Below are 17,833 nucleotides of genomic sequence, written 5' to 3'. Positions count from 1 at the left end.
CATGATCGATTCTTTGACTGCGCTGCAGCGCTGGTACGAATCGCGTTGCGATGGCGTCTGGGAACACGCGCACGGCATCGAGGTCGTCACGCTGGACAATCCGGGGTGGAAGGTGAAGCTCGACGGCGCGACGTCTGGCAAGGTGATCGATCTGTCGATCGAGCGCAACGAGTCGGACTGGATATCCGTGCGTGCGACCAGCGCTGAATTCGCCGGCTACGGCGGACCGGGCAATTTGCCGGAGCTCCTCGCGCTCGCGGTCGAGTGGATCGACTGGCGCGCGACGAACGACGAAGGACAAAGCGATCGATGAAGGCACCTGTCGACGAAATGCTGGTGACGGAGATTGCCGGCCGTGTTGCGGTTGTCGTGACCGAGGTGGTCGCCGTCGCCGATGGGCTGGCACGATTGGGCTTCGCTCGGCAATCCGGTCGCGGGAATGTGCGATCGCTCGATGTCTTCCACGGCGCGACGAAACCGAAGAAAGAGCAGGGCGACGCAAGCGGCGCTCGCAACTGGAGTGAGTAATGGGACCGATCGTTTGCCATCGACACGGACGCGCTTCCACGGCGACAACATCGAAGGGTGTGGACGCACGCATCAGGTTGCGCGGGCAGTGTGTGCCCGGTGAACTCGTGAAGGTCTCGCTCGACCGGCCGAGATACAGCCGGGAGATGTGGATGTTGCGCGCCGAGCTCGACGAGCACGAGGTCGATGCGATCTTCGTCGACCAGGTCGCGCACGTGGAGGCATTTCCGAAGATCGCGGCATTGGAGCGCTTGCGCGCCTATGTCTGTCTGGCGTGTCTGGACGAACTGCTCGTGCGTTCCGGCGAGGTGCCCCATCAACCGACGACGAAAGAGCAGGCGTTCGATACGTCCGTCGTCGCGGCGAATGCAAAGTGGCCGAGCGATTTCGCGCGATGCGAACTTCACGGGCTGATCCGGCCGACGCGGTCGTCGCCGGATATCGAAACGGCGATTCTCACGATCGATGTAATCCGTGATTGTCACGTCGTGCGGGTGATCGATGCCCGTGTGAAGCACGAGCCCAAGTATTGGTTCGACGAAGCCTTTTTGCGCAAGGTGCTCGGGCCGGATATCGACATCGTCGATTCGACGTTCCGGATCGACGACCCGGCCATGTTCGTGCGGCTGCGGGACGCCGGTGAGTATGTGTGTCCGGTGTGCCTGCGGGAGGTGTTGAAACGCAGCGGCCTGGGCGATGACGCTGCGCCGGCGTGAACGCAAAGGAGAGGGCATGACGGGCAGGCAACCGGCGCCGTTTGCGATCGAGCAGGACGACATGACGGACGACGCTACCCGGCGCAAGATTTTCTGGCTGCTGCAACGCCTGACGAGCCTGTCGCTCTGGACGCGCAAGCGCGAGGCATTCGAGCGCTTCGCGAACGCGTACGAGCATGCAGTGAACACGTGGCCCGATGGTGATCCGGAGGCCATCCAGCGCACCCACTTTCCGATCATCGCCGACATTCTCGCGGCTTACGATCGAGGGCTGACCGAGCTGGCCGGAGGGAACCGGATTGGCTGGCGGAGCGGTGGGCCGTTCAAGCACGTGTACCGGCAATACCACCTTCTGGACGCGTATTTCTACCCGAATCCCGATTACTGGGATCGCGGTGGGCAGGTTGCCCCATACCCGCCGAAGATCGACGCGCTGGCCCGGCTGCTGCACGCATCGGAATACCAGATGGAGTCTGCGCCGTTCGATTCGGACGATCGAATCGGCAACCTCGCACGTCTGCGCTCGGCAAGACAGCTGTTGTCCCCGGATGCCCATGAGCGCAACTTCCACACGCTTTCGTATCCGGTGTTTCCGGAGGAGCTGCCTGCGGTTCCAGAAGCTGTGGGCCCGATCATCTGGACCGGCCGGAAAGTGCCTTGCGACGGCATCTGGGAGCCTGTCGTCGTCAAGTGGTCGAGGCGGCCGGGCCTCGTGCCGATCGTCATGCCCGGCTTGCGTAATGGAGGTTGCTTCAATTACTTCACTCGGGGCACGCGTGCGCCGCACCTGACGGACGATTTGCCGGGATTGTTCATCCCGACGTGCTGGCGATTGTTATGGGAAGACCGGCGTTACGTGAACGGCGTCATTTCCGACGAATCGCAGTATTTCCTCGAGCCGCGGCAAGCGCCGCAGACGAACCCGAACCCGTGATATCCGGAGAACGCCATGAGCAAGCTGAATTTCGGCGAGGTCGATCGATGTTCCGTCCGGCTCAATACCGCGATGCTGCTCGGCCTGAAAGCCGCCTATGACGACTTCGCGAAGACCGGGCAGGATTTGCACAACTTCGAGATCTGGATCACGGACGAAAGTGCCGCGAGGGTCGATCCGAAACCGGGCGACCGCGTCATCGGCGTGACGTTTCTGGCGAAGATGCCTCCCGGCATGCGCGGGCTCGGCAATGCGAGTCCGCTTGGAACGTCGATGGGATACGTCATCTCCCCGGAAACCGGCGAGATTCTCAAGGTTCATCTGACCAAGTGACCTGGGCGGCGGTGAAGGTGGTCAGCCTTCGTATGTGGGTAACCGCGGCGCAAATGACGTGAAATGCTGTGCGAGCAACAGGTGAGCATGCGCTCGGATCGCAAGCGGGGGGCGGATCCCGGCGAATTCTGACCGTGACGAGCCGATCCGGATACGTGAGCCCGCGACTGAGTGCAGAAATGCCGGCTCCACGATGCGAGCGCGGGGGAAAATGCATCACGTTCGTGCGCTTGCCGACGTGCCGCATGTGGACAACCTGTACGCCCAACCAGTCGAATCGCTGTGCTTCGGACAGGTGAGCGCCATGCACTCGACCATGCGAATCAGCCCGAATGCCTTGTTGGGCAGGGATTTTCCGGAATGGAGCAGGTGATGGGAAGAATGTTCGCGCGATTCGCCGTGATCGAGTGCCATGTGGATATCGAGCAGCCAAGACACTCGAAATCCTGTGCATTCAACGGGTGAGGGTACGCGAATGTGGTGAGGATGTTTGCGTCACCTCCCGGGTTGTGGATATCACGCTTCCACGCAACTCGAAACGCTGTGCAGACCCAAGGTGAGCGAACCGAACGATATCAGCATGTAGCTTCACCACGATCAAGTTGACCGGCCTCCACGATTCCCGGTGCGGTTCAGACACCGACTCGACTGGCGTCGCGAGAGAAGGCGGCATATACCAGGACAAAGTCGCACGGCGAGGATGATCGTTCGCTATGCTGCCGGTGACAACGCACCTATCCATCGGATACACATGAGCGCAACTGCGCGGATCATTCTCAAAGCCATGCTGAGCCTCCCCATTGCCTTTGGGCTCGCCTATCCCCTTGTCTATCCTTCAGAAGACGGTGGCGTTCTCGGCGAAATGGAGAGGCTTGGGACAATCGGCGGCATCGTCGTCATCATGGTTTTCCTGGCTCTGGTCTATGCCTACGCGAGCGACCTGAGGACTACCCTGAAATCGGTCAACCAAGGATCGCGTGCGGCCGAACCCAACAGCGTCTGGCTCATGTTCCTCTTGCCGTACAACTTCATCGAGGATTTCTTCATTATTTCCAACGTTGCGAAGTCCCTGGAAGCGGAGTCCCGTATCAATCCGGCGCTGTCGGGTCTGCGCTCGTTCGGCCGGATCAGTGGCATCGGGTGGTGTCTTGCGCAGGTTGTTTCGTTGATACCCGATACCCTTGGCTCCATCGCCGGTGGCGTAGCAGTTTTCCTCTGGGTTTGGCACTGGGTGTTCGTGCGTCGAGCGAACAAGATGCTTGCCGGCAGCCAGGTCTCGGTGGCGACTCTACCTGGACGGACAGGATCGTAGCCATCCTTGGAAGCCGGATCGCTTACCCGTGATCGATGTGGACATCCTGTTCCGCAGCGACTCGAAACCCTGTGATTCCCAAAGGTGAGGGCACCGGAGCGGCTTCGATGTGCATAACAGCCAAGGAAAGTCAGTCGAAACACTGTGCAAGCGAGTGGTGAGCGTGCGCCCGTTCAAGCCCGCCGGGCCGCGCCACAAAAGGCACTGGCGGCCACCCCCAACCGCCGACCGGGCGCGCATCCTGCTACTTCAAGTCTGCCGATCGAGCGCCTGCACGACCGCTTTCTCCGCGAGGCTCCCGGCCGGCCCGACCACCGCATAGTTGAGCCCGTTCACCGACCCGTACCGTGCGAGCAACGCGCCATCCACACGTTGCCCGGCCGGCAGCAGGCGATGTTTCGATTCTGCCGGCCGGAGATAGAAGCTGAGCGTCCGCCCGGCCTCGTCTTCATAGAGCACCATCGCAGCTGTGGCCCCGCTGTCCGTCGTGAACAACCGCCCACCGACCGGCCTGAACCCCGCCGCGCTCAAATCCGGCAGCCGCGCCGATGCCCCGACGCGCCGGGTGAGCCACCCCTGCAAATCGCCCGCACCGGTCGGCCGGTAATCCACCTTGGCCGTCTGATCGACCACCATCATCCGGTAAGCCTCGACTGCATCGCTCATCGGAGCGATGGGCGGCGCCGCGTTCCATCCACGCGCCTGCCATCCGCCGAATGTCCCCAGCCCGACGCAGAACACGAACGAAGCCGCGATCGCGAACCGCATCCGTGTGCGCTCCGCCTGCCTGCCGCGAATGGCGGCAGGATCCAGCGCAAGGTTATCCGCCGGCATCCGCACGCTTTCCAGCGCGGCCCGCAACCGCTGCGCATCCTGCTGCCATTGCTTCACCTGTTCCGCGCGCGCCGGATGCAGCGCGAGATAGCGTTCGACCGCAGCGCGCGCATCGTCGTCGAGCTGGCCGTCGACGTAGGACTGGAGGTCGTGTTCGTTCGGAGGCGTGTTCATTTCTTCATCAGTCGCAAAGAAGGAGCAGGAAGCTCGCCGTCGCTGAGCTGGCGCAGCGCCTGGCGCGCGCGGGAGAGCCGCGACATCACGGTGCCGATCGGCACCTCGAGCAGGTCGGCGACCTCCTGATAGGTGAAGCCCTCGACCGCGACGAGCAGCAGCAGGCTGCGCTGTTCGTCGGAGAGCCGGCCGAACGCTTCGAGCGTCGCGCGCGCCGCGAATTCGCGTTCGGCGGACGGCCAGTGCGCTTCGTCGTCGTCGCGGATGCGCCCGAGCAGCCACGCGTAGCGCTTCGCGCTGCGTTTGCCGTCGAGAAACTGCCGGTACAGGATCGTGAAGAGCCAGCTGCGCAGCGACGCGTCGTCGCGACGGCTCGTCCAGCGCGACAGTGCGCGCTCGAGCGTCGACTGGACGAGATCGTCGGCGGCGTGGACGTCGCGCGCGAGCCAGAGCGCGAAGCGTCGCAGCCTGGGGATGAGTTCGCGCAGTACGTCGTCGTCGAGGGCGGTAGAGGGCATGGCCGGGCCGGTTGCCGAATGGGTCGGGATGCAGCGTAGGACGCCGGTGGGCGCCGCGTATTCCACCAGCATAGGAAAAAAAATTTTCGTGGAATAAAGCGGCGCGGGTGGCGTCCTACGCGGGTTCGACAATGACCTGATGGTCGGGAGCACATTCATGGAGCGATCTTCTTCCTCTTCCTCTTCCTCTTCTTCGCCGCAGCGCGAGCCCGGGCGCGGGTGGTGGCGCTGGGCCGCGATCGGCGGTGCGGTGGCCGGCGTGGCCGTGGCGTTCGGGTATGTCGGCGGATGGCTCGCGCCGGCGCGTCTGACCCCGCACCGGATCGTCGACGCATTGCAGACGGCCGGCGGCGGCATTCACCCGGGCTTCCGGCGCAATCACGCGAAGGGCGTGTGCGTGACCGGTTACTTCGAAGGCAACGGCGCCGCGAGCGCGTATTCGGTTGCGCCGTTCTTCAAGGCGGTGCGCACGCCGGTGGTCGGGCGCTTCGCGTTGCCGGGCGGGAACCCGTACGCGCCCGACAGCAGCGTGCCGATCCGCAGCCTCGCGCTGAAGCTCACCGCGCCCGATGGCGAGCAATGGCGAACCGGGATGAACGCGATGCCCGTGTTTCCGGTGGCGACGCCGCAGGCGTTCTACGCGCAATTGATGGCGACCCGGCCCGATCCGAAGACGGGCAAGCCCGACCCGGCGAAGGTAAAGGCGTTTTTCGGCGTGCACCCGGAGGCGGGCGCGTTCCTGCAATGGGTGAAGGGTGCGAAGCCGAGCGCGAGCTACGTCACCGAAAGCTATTACGGATTGAACGCGTTTTACTTCGTCGACGCGGCCGGCAAGCGCCAGGCGGTGCGGTGGCGCGTCGTGCCGGAGCAGACGGCCGGCGCCGGCGACGTCGCGACGGCGGCGGACCCGAACGTGTTGCAGCAGGACGTGACGCAGCGCATCGCGGCGGGTGCGCAGAAATGGAAGCTGCTGGTCACGTTGGCGGAGCCCGGCGATCCGGTGGACGACGCCACGAAGGTCTGGCCCGCGCAGCGCACGACGATCGACGCGGGCACGCTCGTGCTCGACCGCGTGGAGGCGCAGGACAGCGGGCCGTGCCGGGATGTGAATTACGACCCGACGGTGCTGCCGCAGGGGATTCAGGTGTCGGGGGATCCGTTGCTGGCCGCGCGCTCGGCTGCTTATGCGGATTCGTATCTGCGCAGGACGAGTGAAGAGGCCGGTGTGGCGGGCGTGGCCAGGTTGAGTTCGGAGGGACGGTGATGAAGACTTCTGCGACGTTTGGTTTGCCCGCGAGGGTGCTGCACTGGGTGATGGCCGCGATGATCATCGCGATGCTGTTCATCGGGGTGGGGATGGTGGCGTCCGTTTCCGGGCGGCATGAGGTTCTGGTGGCGATTCACAAGCCGCTGGGTGTGGCCGTGCTGGTGCTGGTGTGCGTGCGGATCGTGGTGCGGGTGTTGTCGAAGCCGCCGGCGTTGCCCGAGGATCTGCCGTGGTGGCAGAAGGTGGCCGCGCGCGGATCGCATCTCGTGCTGTATGCGCTGATGGTCGCGATGCCGCTGATCGGGTGGGCGATGCTGTCGGCGGGCGGGTATCCGGTGACGTTGGGCGGCGGCGTGCAGCTGCCGGCGCTGGTGTCGGCTGATCCGGTGACGTTCGCCTGGCTGAGGGTCGCGCATCGTGTGCTGGCCTATCTGTTCTTCTTGACGTTCCTCGCGCACTTTGCGGCGGCGCTGTATCACGGACTGATTCGGCGGGACGGTGTGGTGAGGGCGATGGTGGGGCGGTAACCGACGGGAAGGTCGAGTTCGCAGCGGCGGGGCTGTACACGGGCGACCGGGGCAGCTCTTGCCGTGCCGCTTATATATGACCACTGGGCAGGCTTGGCTGCTCCCGGCATAGCATGTCAAAAATATTTCACGAAAGGGCTTGCGTGGATGGGGGCAGGTGCTTAGAATCACGCCTCTTTCGCGCTAACGGAAACGCAGCGCGGGGGAAGAAGGGAAGCGGTGCTGTTGAAGTTGGTTTTAGCAACTCCAGTACATACGAAATTAAACCGCAGTCGTCGCAACGAAGTAGTTAAAAAAGTTGTTGACGAGTTTTAAAAAACGGTTAATAATCTCGCTTCTCTGCTGCTGAAAACGCAGCGCTGCCGGGAAACACGAAGTTCCTCGCAGATTGCTCTTTAAAAATTAACAGCCGATAAGTGTGGGCGCTTGATGGAAGCGAGCTGATCCTCGGATCAGATAGCAAAAGTATCAAGAGTCTCACACTAAAGTAAGTCAGGTTTATGAAGTGATTCATATTCCTGTCAGCTTTGAGTGAGCGACCGGTTCTTAACCGAACCGAAAACAGTAACAGGTTTAAACTGAAGAGTTTGATCCTGGCTCAGATTGAACGCTGGCGGCATGCCTTACACATGCAAGTCGAACGGCAGCACGGGTGCTTGCACCTGGTGGCGAGTGGCGAACGGGTGAGTAATACATCGGAACATGTCCTGTAGTGGGGGATAGCCCGGCGAAAGCCGGATTAATACCGCATACGATCTACGGATGAAAGCGGGGGACCTTCGGGCCTCGCGCTATAGGGTTGGCCGATGGCTGATTAGCTAGTTGGTGGGGTAAAGGCCTACCAAGGCGACGATCAGTAGCTGGTCTGAGAGGACGACCAGCCACACTGGGACTGAGACACGGCCCAGACTCCTACGGGAGGCAGCAGTGGGGAATTTTGGACAATGGGCGAAAGCCTGATCCAGCAATGCCGCGTGTGTGAAGAAGGCCTTCGGGTTGTAAAGCACTTTTGTCCGGAAAGAAATCCTTGGCTCTAATACAGTCGGGGGATGACGGTACCGGAAGAATAAGCACCGGCTAACTACGTGCCAGCAGCCGCGGTAATACGTAGGGTGCAAGCGTTAATCGGAATTACTGGGCGTAAAGCGTGCGCAGGCGGTTTGCTAAGACCGATGTGAAATCCCCGGGCTCAACCTGGGAACTGCATTGGTGACTGGCAGGCTAGAGTATGGCAGAGGGGGGTAGAATTCCACGTGTAGCAGTGAAATGCGTAGAGATGTGGAGGAATACCGATGGCGAAGGCAGCCCCCTGGGCCAATACTGACGCTCATGCACGAAAGCGTGGGGAGCAAACAGGATTAGATACCCTGGTAGTCCACGCCCTAAACGATGTCAACTAGTTGTTGGGGATTCATTTCCTTAGTAACGTAGCTAACGCGTGAAGTTGACCGCCTGGGGAGTACGGTCGCAAGATTAAAACTCAAAGGAATTGACGGGGACCCGCACAAGCGGTGGATGATGTGGATTAATTCGATGCAACGCGAAAAACCTTACCTACCCTTGACATGGTCGGAATCCTGCTGAGAGGTGGGAGTGCTCGAAAGAGAACCGGCGCACAGGTGCTGCATGGCTGTCGTCAGCTCGTGTCGTGAGATGTTGGGTTAAGTCCCGCAACGAGCGCAACCCTTGTCCTTAGTTGCTACGCAAGAGCACTCTAAGGAGACTGCCGGTGACAAACCGGAGGAAGGTGGGGATGACGTCAAGTCCTCATGGCCCTTATGGGTAGGGCTTCACACGTCATACAATGGTCGGAACAGAGGGTTGCCAACCCGCGAGGGGGAGCTAATCCCAGAAAACCGATCGTAGTCCGGATTGCACTCTGCAACTCGAGTGCATGAAGCTGGAATCGCTAGTAATCGCGGATCAGCATGCCGCGGTGAATACGTTCCCGGGTCTTGTACACACCGCCCGTCACACCATGGGAGTGGGTTTTACCAGAAGTGGCTAGTCTAACCGCAAGGAGGACGGTCACCACGGTAGGATTCATGACTGGGGTGAAGTCGTAACAAGGTAGCCGTATCGGAAGGTGCGGCTGGATCACCTCCTTTCCAGAGCTATCTCGCACAAGTTGAGCGCTCACGCTTATCGGCTGTTGATTAAGACAGACTAGCTGTCTGCGGTATAAACCGGTTATAATGCCGGCCGCTTTCAATAATCTTCAATGACAAACATTCGAATGAAGTTTGGTTCGAGTTTTTCTCATTGGCGATTGAGCCAGTCAGAGCGGTACGAAAGTATCGGCTGTCGTTCTTTAACAATCTGGAAGAAGTAAGTAATTTGGATAGCGGAAGCGTCTTGAGATGGACGTGAAAACTATCCGGGTTGTGATTGTATCGATGTATCTCAAGATGATTCGAACTCTAAGTTTGACTCAATTGGAATACGGCACAACGCGAGAACTCAACCTGTAGCGACTGTCGATGAGACAGACTCGTTATAGGGTCAAGCGAACAAGTGCATGTGGTGGATGCCTTGGCGATCACAGGCGATGAAGGACGCGGTAGCCTGCGAAAAGCTACGGGGAGCTGGCAAACAAGCTTTGATCCGTAGATGTCCGAATGGGGAAACCCACTCCTTTTGGAGTATCCATGGCTGAATACATAGGCCATGCGAAGCGAACGCGGTGAACTGAAACATCTAAGTAACCGCAGGAAAAGAAATCAACCGAGATTCCCAAAGTAGTGGCGAGCGAAATGGGATGAGCCTTGCACTCTTTATTTGTATTGTTAGCCGAACGCTCTGGAAAGTGCGGCCATAGCAGGTGATAGCCCTGTAGGCGAAAACAGTATGAAAGAACTAGGTGTGCGACAAGTAGGGCGGGACACGTGAAATCCTGTCTGAAGATGGGGGGACCATCCTCCAAGGCTAAATACTCGTGATCGACCGATAGTGAACCAGTACCGTGAGGGAAAGGCGAAAAGAACCCCGGGAGGGGAGTGAAATAGATCCTGAAACCGCATGCATACAAACAGTCGGAGCCTCGTAAGGGGTGACGGCGTACCTTTTGTATAATGGGTCAGCGACTTACGTTCAGTAGCAAGCTTAACCGTATAGGGCAGGCGTAGCGAAAGCGAGTCCGAATAGGGCGTTCAGTTGCTGGGCGTAGACCCGAAACCAGGTGATCTATCCATGGCCAGGATGAAGGTGCGGTAACACGTACTGGAGGTCCGAACCCACTAACGTTGAAAAGTTAGGGGATGAGCTGTGGATAGGGGTGAAAGGCTAAACAAACCTGGAAATAGCTGGTTCTCTCCGAAAACTATTTAGGTAGTGCCTCGTGTCTCACCTTCGGGGGTAGAGCACTGTCATGGTTGGGGGGTCTATTGCAGATTACCCCGCCATAGCAAACTCCGAATACCGAAGAGTGCAATCACGGGAGACAGACATCGGGTGCTAACGTCCGGTGTCAAGAGGGAAACAACCCAGACCGCCAGCTAAGGTCCCCAAATATAGCTAAGTGGGAAACGAAGTGGGAAGGCTAAAACAGTCAGGAGGTTGGCTTAGAAGCAGCCACCCTTTAAAGAAAGCGTAATAGCTCACTGATCGAGTCGTCCTGCGCGGAAGATGTAACGGGGCTAAGCTATATACCGAAGCTGCGGATGCGTGCTTGCACGCATGGTAGGAGAGCGTTCCGTAAGCCTGCGAAGGTGCCTTGTAAAGGGTGCTGGAGGTATCGGAAGTGCGAATGCTGACATGAGTAGCGATAAAGGGGGTGAAAGGCCCCCTCGCCGTAAGCCCAAGGTTTCCTACGCAACGTTCATCGGCGTAGGGTGAGTCGGCCCCTAAGGCGAGGCAGAAATGCGTAGCTGATGGGAAGCAGGTCAATATTCCTGCACCATTGTTAGATGCGATGGGGGGACGGATCGCGGAAGGTTGTCCGGGTGTTGGAAGTCCCGGTCGCTGCATTGGAGAAGGCACTTAGGCAAATCCGGGTGCGTAATTCAAGGGTGTGGCGCGAGCTTCTTCGGAAGCGAAGCAATTGGAAGTGGTTCCAAGAAAAGCCTCTAAGCTTCAGTCTAACGATGACCGTACCGCAAACCGACACAGGTGGGCGAGATGAGTATTCTAAGGCGCTTGAGAGAACTCGGGAGAAGGAACTCGGCAAATTGGTACCGTAACTTCGGGATAAGGTACGCCCTTGTAGCTTGACTGGCCTGCGCCAGGAGGGTGAAGGGGTTGCAATAAACTGGTGGCTGCGACTGTTTAATAAAAACACAGCACTCTGCAAACACGAAAGTGGACGTATAGGGTGTGACGCCTGCCCGGTGCCGGAAGATTAAATGATGGGGTGCAAGCTCTTGATTGAAGTCCCGGTAAACGGCGGCCGTAACTATAACGGTCCTAAGGTAGCGAAATTCCTTGTCGGGTAAGTTCCGACCTGCACGAATGGCGTAACGATGGCCACACTGTCTCCTCCCGAGACTCAGCGAAGTTGAAGTGTTTGTGATGATGCAATCTACCCGCGGCTAGACGGAAAGACCCCATGAACCTTTACTGTAGCTTTGCATTGGACTTTGAACCGATCTGTGTAGGATAGGTGGGAGGCTATGAAACCGGAACGCTAGTTTCGGTGGAGCCGTCCTTGAAATACCACCCTGGTTTGTTTGAGGTTCTAACCTTGGCCCGTGATCCGGGTCGGGGACAGTGCATGGTAGGCAGTTTGACTGGGGCGGTCTCCTCCCAAAGCGTAACGGAGGAGTACGAAGGTACGCTAGGTACGGTCGGAAATCGTGCTGATAGTGCAATGGCATAAGCGTGCTTAACTGCGAGACCGACAAGTCGAGCAGGTGCGAAAGCAGGTCATAGTGATCCGGTGGTTCTGTATGGAAGGGCCATCGCTCAACGGATAAAAGGTACTCTGGGGATAACAGGCTGATACCGCCCAAGAGTTCATATCGACGGCGGTGTTTGGCACCTCGATGTCGGCTCATCTCATCCTGGGGCTGTAGCCGGTCCCAAGGGTATGGCTGTTCGCCATTTAAAGAGGTACGTGAGCTGGGTTTAAAACGTCGTGAGACAGTTTGGTCCCTATCTGCCGTGGGCGTTGGATATTTGAAGGGGGCTGCTCCTAGTACGAGAGGACCGGAGTGGACGAACCTCTGGTGTACCGGTTGTCACGCCAGTGGCATCGCCGGGTAGCTATGTTCGGAAGAGATAACCGCTGAAAGCATCTAAGCGGGAAACTCGCCTTAAGATGAGATATCCCTGGGGACTAGATCCCCTTGAAGGGTCGTTCGAGACCAGGACGTTGATAGGTCAGGTGTGTAAGCGCAGTAATGCGTTCAGCTAACTGATACTAATTGCCCGTAAGGCTTGATCCTATAACAAGTCTGCCTTGTAGATCGGCGCCGTGCGACAGCACTGGCCGCACGATCCAGAGCGACAGGTTGGATTCTCGTGTGTGATACACACAACTCAAAATTACTGCTTCTTCCCAGATTGGTTCTGTTGGCCACGCCAGCAGGACAACCCTCTTTGCCTGATGACCATAGCGAGTCGGTCCCACCCCTTCCCATCCCGAACAGGACCGTGAAACGACTCTACGCCGATGATAGTGCGGATTCCCGTGTGAAAGTAGGTAATCGTCAGGCTCCCTCAAGCCAAGAACCCCCGCCCGAAAGGCGGGGGTTTTTGCATTTTAGCGGCGGAAATGCGTGCGGAGCACTCGGCATGGATGCTTGTCGTGCTGTATGCACTGATGCTTGCAATGCCGTCGAATGCGAGAGAGCGGAGCGCAACTTTTCGTCTGTTGTGACGGTTGTTGAAGTTACTTGCAGCGCCGCTGCGGACCATTTGCATCACGGCGCGTGCCGAAGTGCTTCACGCCGAGCCATCACCAGACAACAGAGCGGCGCAAAGGGGCCAGCGCTGCGTGTTCCAGCTCCTCTTCCTCTTCTTGGGCAGCTGCCCCATAGGGCTGCTCCCGCCAGTTCAGCGCGTTGTAGTCGGGCGTGATGATGACCCTTCGGGAATCAAAATTCAACCGAAGATAGACGCTTGACCATCTCCGCACCGGCGCCGAGCTTGTTGGTGATCGAACTCGAGGCCTTCGCTCGGCTAACCGCTGGAAGGTACGGTTCGACACGAGCCTGCTGCCGGATATCACCGTGGCAGTCAGGCTGGACCAGAGCAACGCGACTGCGCTCGACTACTACCTGCTGCCGCACATCGACTTTTGGCAGCCTCGTATCAGCCTGGCGGACTGGAATCCGATCGAGTTCGAGAGCTATCGCTTTGACACGCTGGACTACTTATACGGCACCAGCATCGCTCTCTCGGCTTTGTACAAGCTACCGCAAAAAACTGCGCGTCCGGCAAGGCAATTTAAGCGATTTGTGCTGGCGGACGAAGCCTCTCCTTGCACGTCGGCAGTCAAGAAATGTCCAAGTTTCGGAGACCGGCCTACAAACACGCCAAGCAAATCGCGCTGGCCGATTAACGAAGCAGCTACTGAATAAGCCCCTCTCTATCTCGTCCCGCGCCAGTGCCGTCGGCGGCTGGTCGAGGTGCCGGCGTCCGCTCGTCGCAACCTCGCCTGGAGGGCACTCATGAAATCCCGCCGCCTCTGTCTCGCCTGTGGCAACGCGTTCGTGCCGCTGCCGCATGTTCCCCGTCAGCGCTATTGCTCATCGGAATCTTGCCAGCGAGCTCGTCGACGCGACTGGCAGAGCCACCGGCTCTGTATCGATAGCGATTACCGCGACAACCAGGCCCGGGCGCAGGCGAGATGGCTCGCGGGCCACTCGGGGTACTGGCGCGAATATCGAGCCTCGCATCCGGCGTATCGCGAGCGTAATAGCAGCATGCAGCAGACGCGCAACGAACGGCGGAATTTCAGGGCGATTGCAAAGATGGACGTGTCAGGGCGTCCGCAGTCCCTAGGCTCGGGCTTCTACGTCCTGTGCCATGCGGATGACGCCAACGTTGCAAAGATGGACGCGTGGACCGTCCATATAACCGTGCTGTCTGCGCCGACGGCGCCGCCGGTCTGATTGCAAAGAGATGACGTGTCACGCGTAGGCGTCCGGCCTGCTACCTTTGCCTTGTCACCGTTCGCTTTAGAGCGCCCCGCCCCGATTTCAGGACGCGGCGTTCGCATTCGGGCTTCTCCCTGCGCATGGTGCCTGCTGCGTGTCTGTGTCTGAGTTGTGGAGCGGAGAATGTCATTCAACAGCGCAGGTGCACCAAGCGTAGCCAGCTCCCTGGCAGGACGGGCAGCTGAGTACGTCCGCATGTCCACGGAACACCAGCAGTATTCGACTGAGAATCAGCGCGACCGGATTCGAGACTACGCAACCCGTCGCGGATTCGACATCGTGCGCACATATGCCGATGAAGGGAAAAGCGGTCTTCGAATCGACGGTCGCCAAGCACTTCAGAATCTCATTTCCGATGTGACGAATGGAAAGGCTGATTTCTGCATCATCCTCGTCTATGACGTGAGTCGTTGGGGCAGATTCCAGGATGCCGACGAGAGCGCGTACTACGAATACATTTGCCGCCGTGCAGGAATTCAGGTTGCGTACTGCGCCGAGCAGTTCGAGAACGACGGGTCGCCAGTCTCGACCATTGTGAAGGGGGTGAAGCGCGCAATGGCCGGCGAGTACAGCCGAGAACTGTCTGCGAAGGTGTTTGCCGGCCAATGTCGTTTGATTGAAATGGGTTTCCGACAAGGAGGCCCAGCAGGCTATGGGTTGCGCCGAGTATTGGTCGATGAGCACGGTCTCATGAAAGCGGAGCTGCATCGAGGCGAACATAAAAGCCTACAGACGGACAGGGTTGTCCTGATGCCGGGGCCGGAAAGCGAGGTGCGAATCGTCAATTTAATCTATAACTGGTTTATCGACGAATCGCTCGACGAATACGATATTGCAGCTCGCCTTAACGGCATGAATGTGCGCACTGACCTTGGCCGTGAGTGGACGCGGGCGACGGTACGGGAGGTATTGACCAACGAAAAATACATTGGCAATAACGTATACAATCGGGTGTCATTCAAGCTGAAAAAGATGCGGGTGATGAACACCCCCGATATGTGGATTCGAAAAGAGGGAGCATTTCAGGCAATTGTCCCGAGTGAGACGTTCTACACCGCTCAGGGCATTATGAGAGCGAGAGCGCGGCACTACTCGAACGAAGAGTTAATTGAGCGATTGCGTAATCTGTACCGCGCTCGCGGATTTCTGTCTGGCGTGGTGATTGACGAAACAGATGGCATGCCCTCTACGTCCGTCTATGTTTATCGATTTGGCAGTTTAATCCGAGCCTATCAGACTGTCGGCTTCACTCCTGGTCGAGACTATCGTTACATTGAGACCAATCGCTTCTTGCGACAATTACATCCAGAAATTGTCGCGCAGACGGAGAAGAAAATAGCCGATTTGGGCGGCACGATGATACGCGACGCCGCAACCGACCTACTGACAGTAAACGACGAGTTCACGGCCTGTATTGTGCTCGCACGGTGCCAGGCGCATGGCAATGGCCGAAATCATTGGAAGGTGCGCTTCGATACGAGTCTTCTGCCGGACATCACTGTTGCGGTTCGGCTCGACCATGCGAACGCATCGACGCTCGACTACTACCTTTTGCCGCGTCTCGATTTTGGGCAACCGCGTATTCATCTCGCCGACCAAAATTCAATCGAGTTCGAGAGCTATCGCTTTGACACGCTGGATTACTTGTATGGAATGGCCGAGCGTGCTCGTCTCAGGAGAGTAGCGTGAACCCGCGACAGCAGCCTGGAGAAATTCGGATGATTCCGGTCTCTCAGATTGAAGTCATTAATCCGAGAGAGCGCAACGGTCGAGTCTTCAACGAAATCGTCGACAATATCAAGACCATCGGCCTGAAGAAACCTATCCTGGTCACTCCGCGAGTGACGGCTGCGGGTATAGAAAAATACCTGCTTGTATGTGGCGAGGGGCGATTGAAGGCATTTCGCACGCTTGGGGAAGCGACTATTCCCGCACTCGTGGTGCATGTGAGCGATGAGGATGCGTACGTAATGAGTCTGACGGAAAACATCGCGCGCAGACAATGTCGGCCCATCGAGCGGCTTGCCGGCATTCGGCTACTGCAGGAGCAGGGTTATGCGCCGAAAGTCATTGCCGAAAAAACGGGTCTTACATCGACCTACGTTCACGGCATTCTCACGCTACTGCGCCAAGGAGAAGAGCGACTTGTCGTTGCAGTGGAGAAAGGCCTCGTTCCCCTCAATGCGGCTCTCATGATTGTTGGTGCCGGCGACGATGACGCTGAAATACAGGCAGCGCTCCAAGAGGCCTATGAGTCGGGAAAATTGCGGGGCAAGCAACTGATGAGTGCTCGCCGCGTCATCGAGCGCAGAAAGGCACTCGGGAAGAGCACCGCGCACAATATGTCGAGCAAGTCCGCCGCCGTCACGACGTCGAGCCTCGTGCGGACGTATGAACGCGAGGTCGAGCGTCAGAAGTCGATGGTGAGAAAAGCGGAGTTCGCGCAGCAGCGGTTGCTATTTGTGGTCGGCGCATTGCGGCAACTGTTTGCCGACGAGAACTTCGTTAACCTGTTGCGCGCGGAGGGACTGGCAAGTCTGCCGAAGTATCTTGCCGAACGCGTCTGGCCAAGCCGGAGTGCCACATGACAGGCGTAATTCTTGGGTTCATCCCCGAGCCATTGTCGCTGCCGGTCACCGGCATCTTGCCTTCGCGCAGAGTACCGACACCCGTGGTTGAATCGCGAAAATTCAAGCAGATAAAGGCCTCCATTGAAGAGGTGGGTCTTATCGAACCGCTCTCGGTAACGCCGGTGAACCAGTCATCCGGGCAGCACGTCCTGCTGGACGGGCATCTACGTCTGCTTGCTATCCAGGAGTTGGGCCACGAGCAGGTTGCTTGTCTTGTCGCGACCGACGACGAGAGCTACACCTATAACAATCGTGTTAATCGCCTCTCCACCGTGCAGGAGCACCACATGATTCGGCGTGTGATTGACCGAGGCGTATCACCCGAACGATTGGCGAAAGCTCTTTCCGTCAATGTGTCGCAGATAGTGAAGAAGATGTCATTGCTCGACGGCATTTGTCCGGAAGCGGCTGAGCTCCTGGGAGACCGGCAATTCTCACCAGAGCTTGTCCGTGCGCTTCGCAAAATGAAACCGACGCGGCAGGTCGAATGTGTTGAACTGATGGTGGCTGCGAACAACGTGTCAGTCGCCTACGCAGAGGCATTGTTGGTGGCAACGCCTGCAGCGCGTCTTGTGGGTGAAAAGAAGCCACGTAAACTCAACGGCGTTAGCCCGGAGCAGATGGCCAGAATGGAGCGGGAGATGAGCAATCTGCAGACACAGTACAAGCTCGTGGAACAGACATACGGCCAGGACGTGTTGAATTTGGTGCTCGCAAAGGGATATCTGGCCAAGCTCCTCGAAAATGAGTCTGCCCGGCAATACGTTGCCCGGCACCATCCGGACTTGATGGTGGAATTCGAGTCCATCATTGCAACCATTTCTCTCGACCAGCAGCAACTCAGCACAGCCCTCCAGCCCAACCCTGTTATCGGTGTCAGTCACATCGCGGGCGAAGCACTGTGAGATGCACGCCATTGCTTTGGCATGTTCGCTCCACAATGGCGATGCTAATGCTTTGGTG

General features: G+C 58.4%; 15 protein-coding genes, 3 rRNA genes and 1 pseudogene. 16 read left to right on the top strand and 3 right to left on the bottom strand.

Annotated elements, in window-relative coordinates; translation table 11 throughout:
* The first annotated feature begins 1 nt into the window (after nucleotide 1).
* The 5 genes from APZ15_RS04025 (at nucleotide 2) to APZ15_RS04005 (ending at nucleotide 2,511) form a co-directional block, all read left to right on the top strand.
* Complete coding sequence (locus APZ15_RS04025) at nucleotides 2-313, top strand: Imm53 family immunity protein (RefSeq protein WP_034195831.1); 312 nt, start codon at nucleotides 2-4, stop codon at nucleotides 311-313.
* A complete protein-coding gene (locus tag APZ15_RS04020; RefSeq protein WP_034195832.1) occupies nucleotides 310-528 on the top strand; it encodes a hypothetical protein in 219 nt (72 codons plus the stop codon). The genes APZ15_RS04025 and APZ15_RS04020 overlap by 4 nt, the downstream gene beginning before the upstream one ends.
* A gap of 107 nt (nucleotides 529-635) precedes the next feature.
* Nucleotides 636-1,244, top strand: coding sequence for a hypothetical protein (locus APZ15_RS04015; RefSeq protein WP_138143302.1), 609 nt, complete (start codon nucleotides 636-638; stop codon nucleotides 1,242-1,244).
* Nucleotides 1,225-2,178: an Imm72 family immunity protein gene (locus tag APZ15_RS04010; RefSeq protein ID WP_226153379.1), complete on the top strand. Its 954-nt coding sequence runs from the start codon at nucleotides 1,225-1,227 to the stop codon at nucleotides 2,176-2,178. Before APZ15_RS04015 ends, APZ15_RS04010 begins: the two co-directional genes overlap by 20 nt.
* A 15-nt stretch (nucleotides 2,179-2,193) precedes the next feature.
* The gene (locus APZ15_RS04005) at nucleotides 2,194-2,511 is read left to right on the top strand and encodes a hypothetical protein (RefSeq protein WP_027788774.1); all 318 of its coding nucleotides are present in this window, start codon (nucleotides 2,194-2,196) and stop codon (nucleotides 2,509-2,511) included.
* A gap of 216 nt (nucleotides 2,512-2,727) precedes the next feature.
* Here APZ15_RS04005 and APZ15_RS40735 read toward each other — a convergent pair whose 3' ends face one another.
* Nucleotides 2,728-2,925 (bottom strand): hypothetical protein, encoded by a 198-nt coding sequence (locus APZ15_RS40735; protein WP_138143301.1) that lies wholly within the window; start codon nucleotides 2,923-2,925, stop codon nucleotides 2,728-2,730.
* Between the two features lie 337 nt (nucleotides 2,926-3,262).
* Between APZ15_RS40735 and APZ15_RS04000 the strand changes: the two genes are divergently transcribed.
* Nucleotides 3,263-3,823, top strand: coding sequence for a hypothetical protein (locus tag APZ15_RS04000; RefSeq protein WP_027788775.1), 561 nt, complete (start codon nucleotides 3,263-3,265; stop codon nucleotides 3,821-3,823).
* Nucleotides 3,824-4,072: 249 nt separating this feature from the next.
* Here the strand turns inward: APZ15_RS04000 and APZ15_RS03995 are convergent, their stop codons facing one another.
* On the bottom strand, nucleotides 4,073-4,831 hold the full coding sequence (locus tag APZ15_RS03995; RefSeq protein WP_027788776.1) for an anti-sigma factor family protein: 759 nt from the start codon (nucleotides 4,829-4,831) through the stop codon (nucleotides 4,073-4,075).
* Nucleotides 4,828-5,349: a sigma-70 family RNA polymerase sigma factor gene (locus APZ15_RS03990; RefSeq protein ID WP_027788777.1), complete on the bottom strand. Its 522-nt coding sequence runs from the start codon at nucleotides 5,347-5,349 to the stop codon at nucleotides 4,828-4,830. Before APZ15_RS03990 ends, APZ15_RS03995 begins: the two co-directional genes overlap by 4 nt.
* 157 nt (nucleotides 5,350-5,506) lie before the next feature.
* Between APZ15_RS03990 and APZ15_RS03985 the strand changes: the two genes are divergently transcribed.
* The 10 genes and pseudogenes from APZ15_RS03985 (at nucleotide 5,507) to APZ15_RS03945 (ending at nucleotide 17,775) form a co-directional block, all read left to right on the top strand.
* Complete coding sequence (locus APZ15_RS03985) at nucleotides 5,507-6,613, top strand: catalase family peroxidase (RefSeq protein ID WP_027788778.1); 1,107 nt, start codon at nucleotides 5,507-5,509, stop codon at nucleotides 6,611-6,613.
* The gene (locus APZ15_RS03980; protein ID WP_027788779.1) at nucleotides 6,613-7,143 is read left to right on the top strand and encodes a cytochrome b; all 531 of its coding nucleotides are present in this window, start codon (nucleotides 6,613-6,615) and stop codon (nucleotides 7,141-7,143) included. Before APZ15_RS03985 ends, APZ15_RS03980 begins: the two co-directional genes overlap by 1 nt.
* 575 nt (nucleotides 7,144-7,718) lie before the next feature.
* Nucleotides 7,719-9,251 (top strand): 16S ribosomal RNA (locus APZ15_RS03975).
* Between the two features lie 392 nt (nucleotides 9,252-9,643).
* Nucleotides 9,644-12,524 (top strand): 23S ribosomal RNA (locus tag APZ15_RS03970).
* A 157-nt stretch (nucleotides 12,525-12,681) separates the two neighbouring features.
* Nucleotides 12,682-12,794, top strand: a 5S ribosomal RNA gene (gene rrf, locus APZ15_RS03965).
* Together the 16S, 23S and 5S rRNA genes form the textbook arrangement of a ribosomal RNA operon.
* Before the next feature lie 468 nt (nucleotides 12,795-13,262).
* Nucleotides 13,263-13,463, top strand: a pseudogene (locus APZ15_RS38705) (recombinase family protein); the annotation flags it as partial.
* 288 nt (nucleotides 13,464-13,751) lie between these two features.
* Nucleotides 13,752-14,195 (top strand): hypothetical protein, encoded by a 444-nt coding sequence (locus APZ15_RS03960; protein ID WP_027788781.1) that lies wholly within the window; start codon nucleotides 13,752-13,754, stop codon nucleotides 14,193-14,195.
* A 168-nt stretch (nucleotides 14,196-14,363) separates the two neighbouring features.
* Nucleotides 14,364-15,929, top strand: a complete 1,566-nt coding sequence (locus APZ15_RS03955; RefSeq protein WP_027788782.1) for a recombinase family protein — start codon at nucleotides 14,364-14,366, stop codon at nucleotides 15,927-15,929.
* Nucleotides 15,926-16,828, top strand: a complete 903-nt coding sequence (locus APZ15_RS03950) for a plasmid partitioning protein RepB C-terminal domain-containing protein (RefSeq protein ID WP_027788783.1) — start codon at nucleotides 15,926-15,928, stop codon at nucleotides 16,826-16,828. Before APZ15_RS03955 ends, APZ15_RS03950 begins: the two co-directional genes overlap by 4 nt.
* The gene (locus tag APZ15_RS03945) at nucleotides 16,825-17,775 is read left to right on the top strand and encodes a plasmid partitioning protein RepB C-terminal domain-containing protein (RefSeq protein WP_049098583.1); all 951 of its coding nucleotides are present in this window, start codon (nucleotides 16,825-16,827) and stop codon (nucleotides 17,773-17,775) included. The genes APZ15_RS03950 and APZ15_RS03945 overlap by 4 nt, the downstream gene beginning before the upstream one ends.
* The last annotated feature ends 58 nt before the right edge of the window (nucleotides 17,776-17,833 follow it).

The organism is Burkholderia cepacia ATCC 25416 (assembly GCF_001411495.1).
In the GTDB taxonomy this organism is placed as follows: domain Bacteria; phylum Pseudomonadota; class Gammaproteobacteria; order Burkholderiales; family Burkholderiaceae; genus Burkholderia; species Burkholderia cepacia.
The sequence above is the reverse complement of the archived record's forward strand: the minus strand, read 5'-3'. Positions and strand labels throughout refer to the sequence as shown.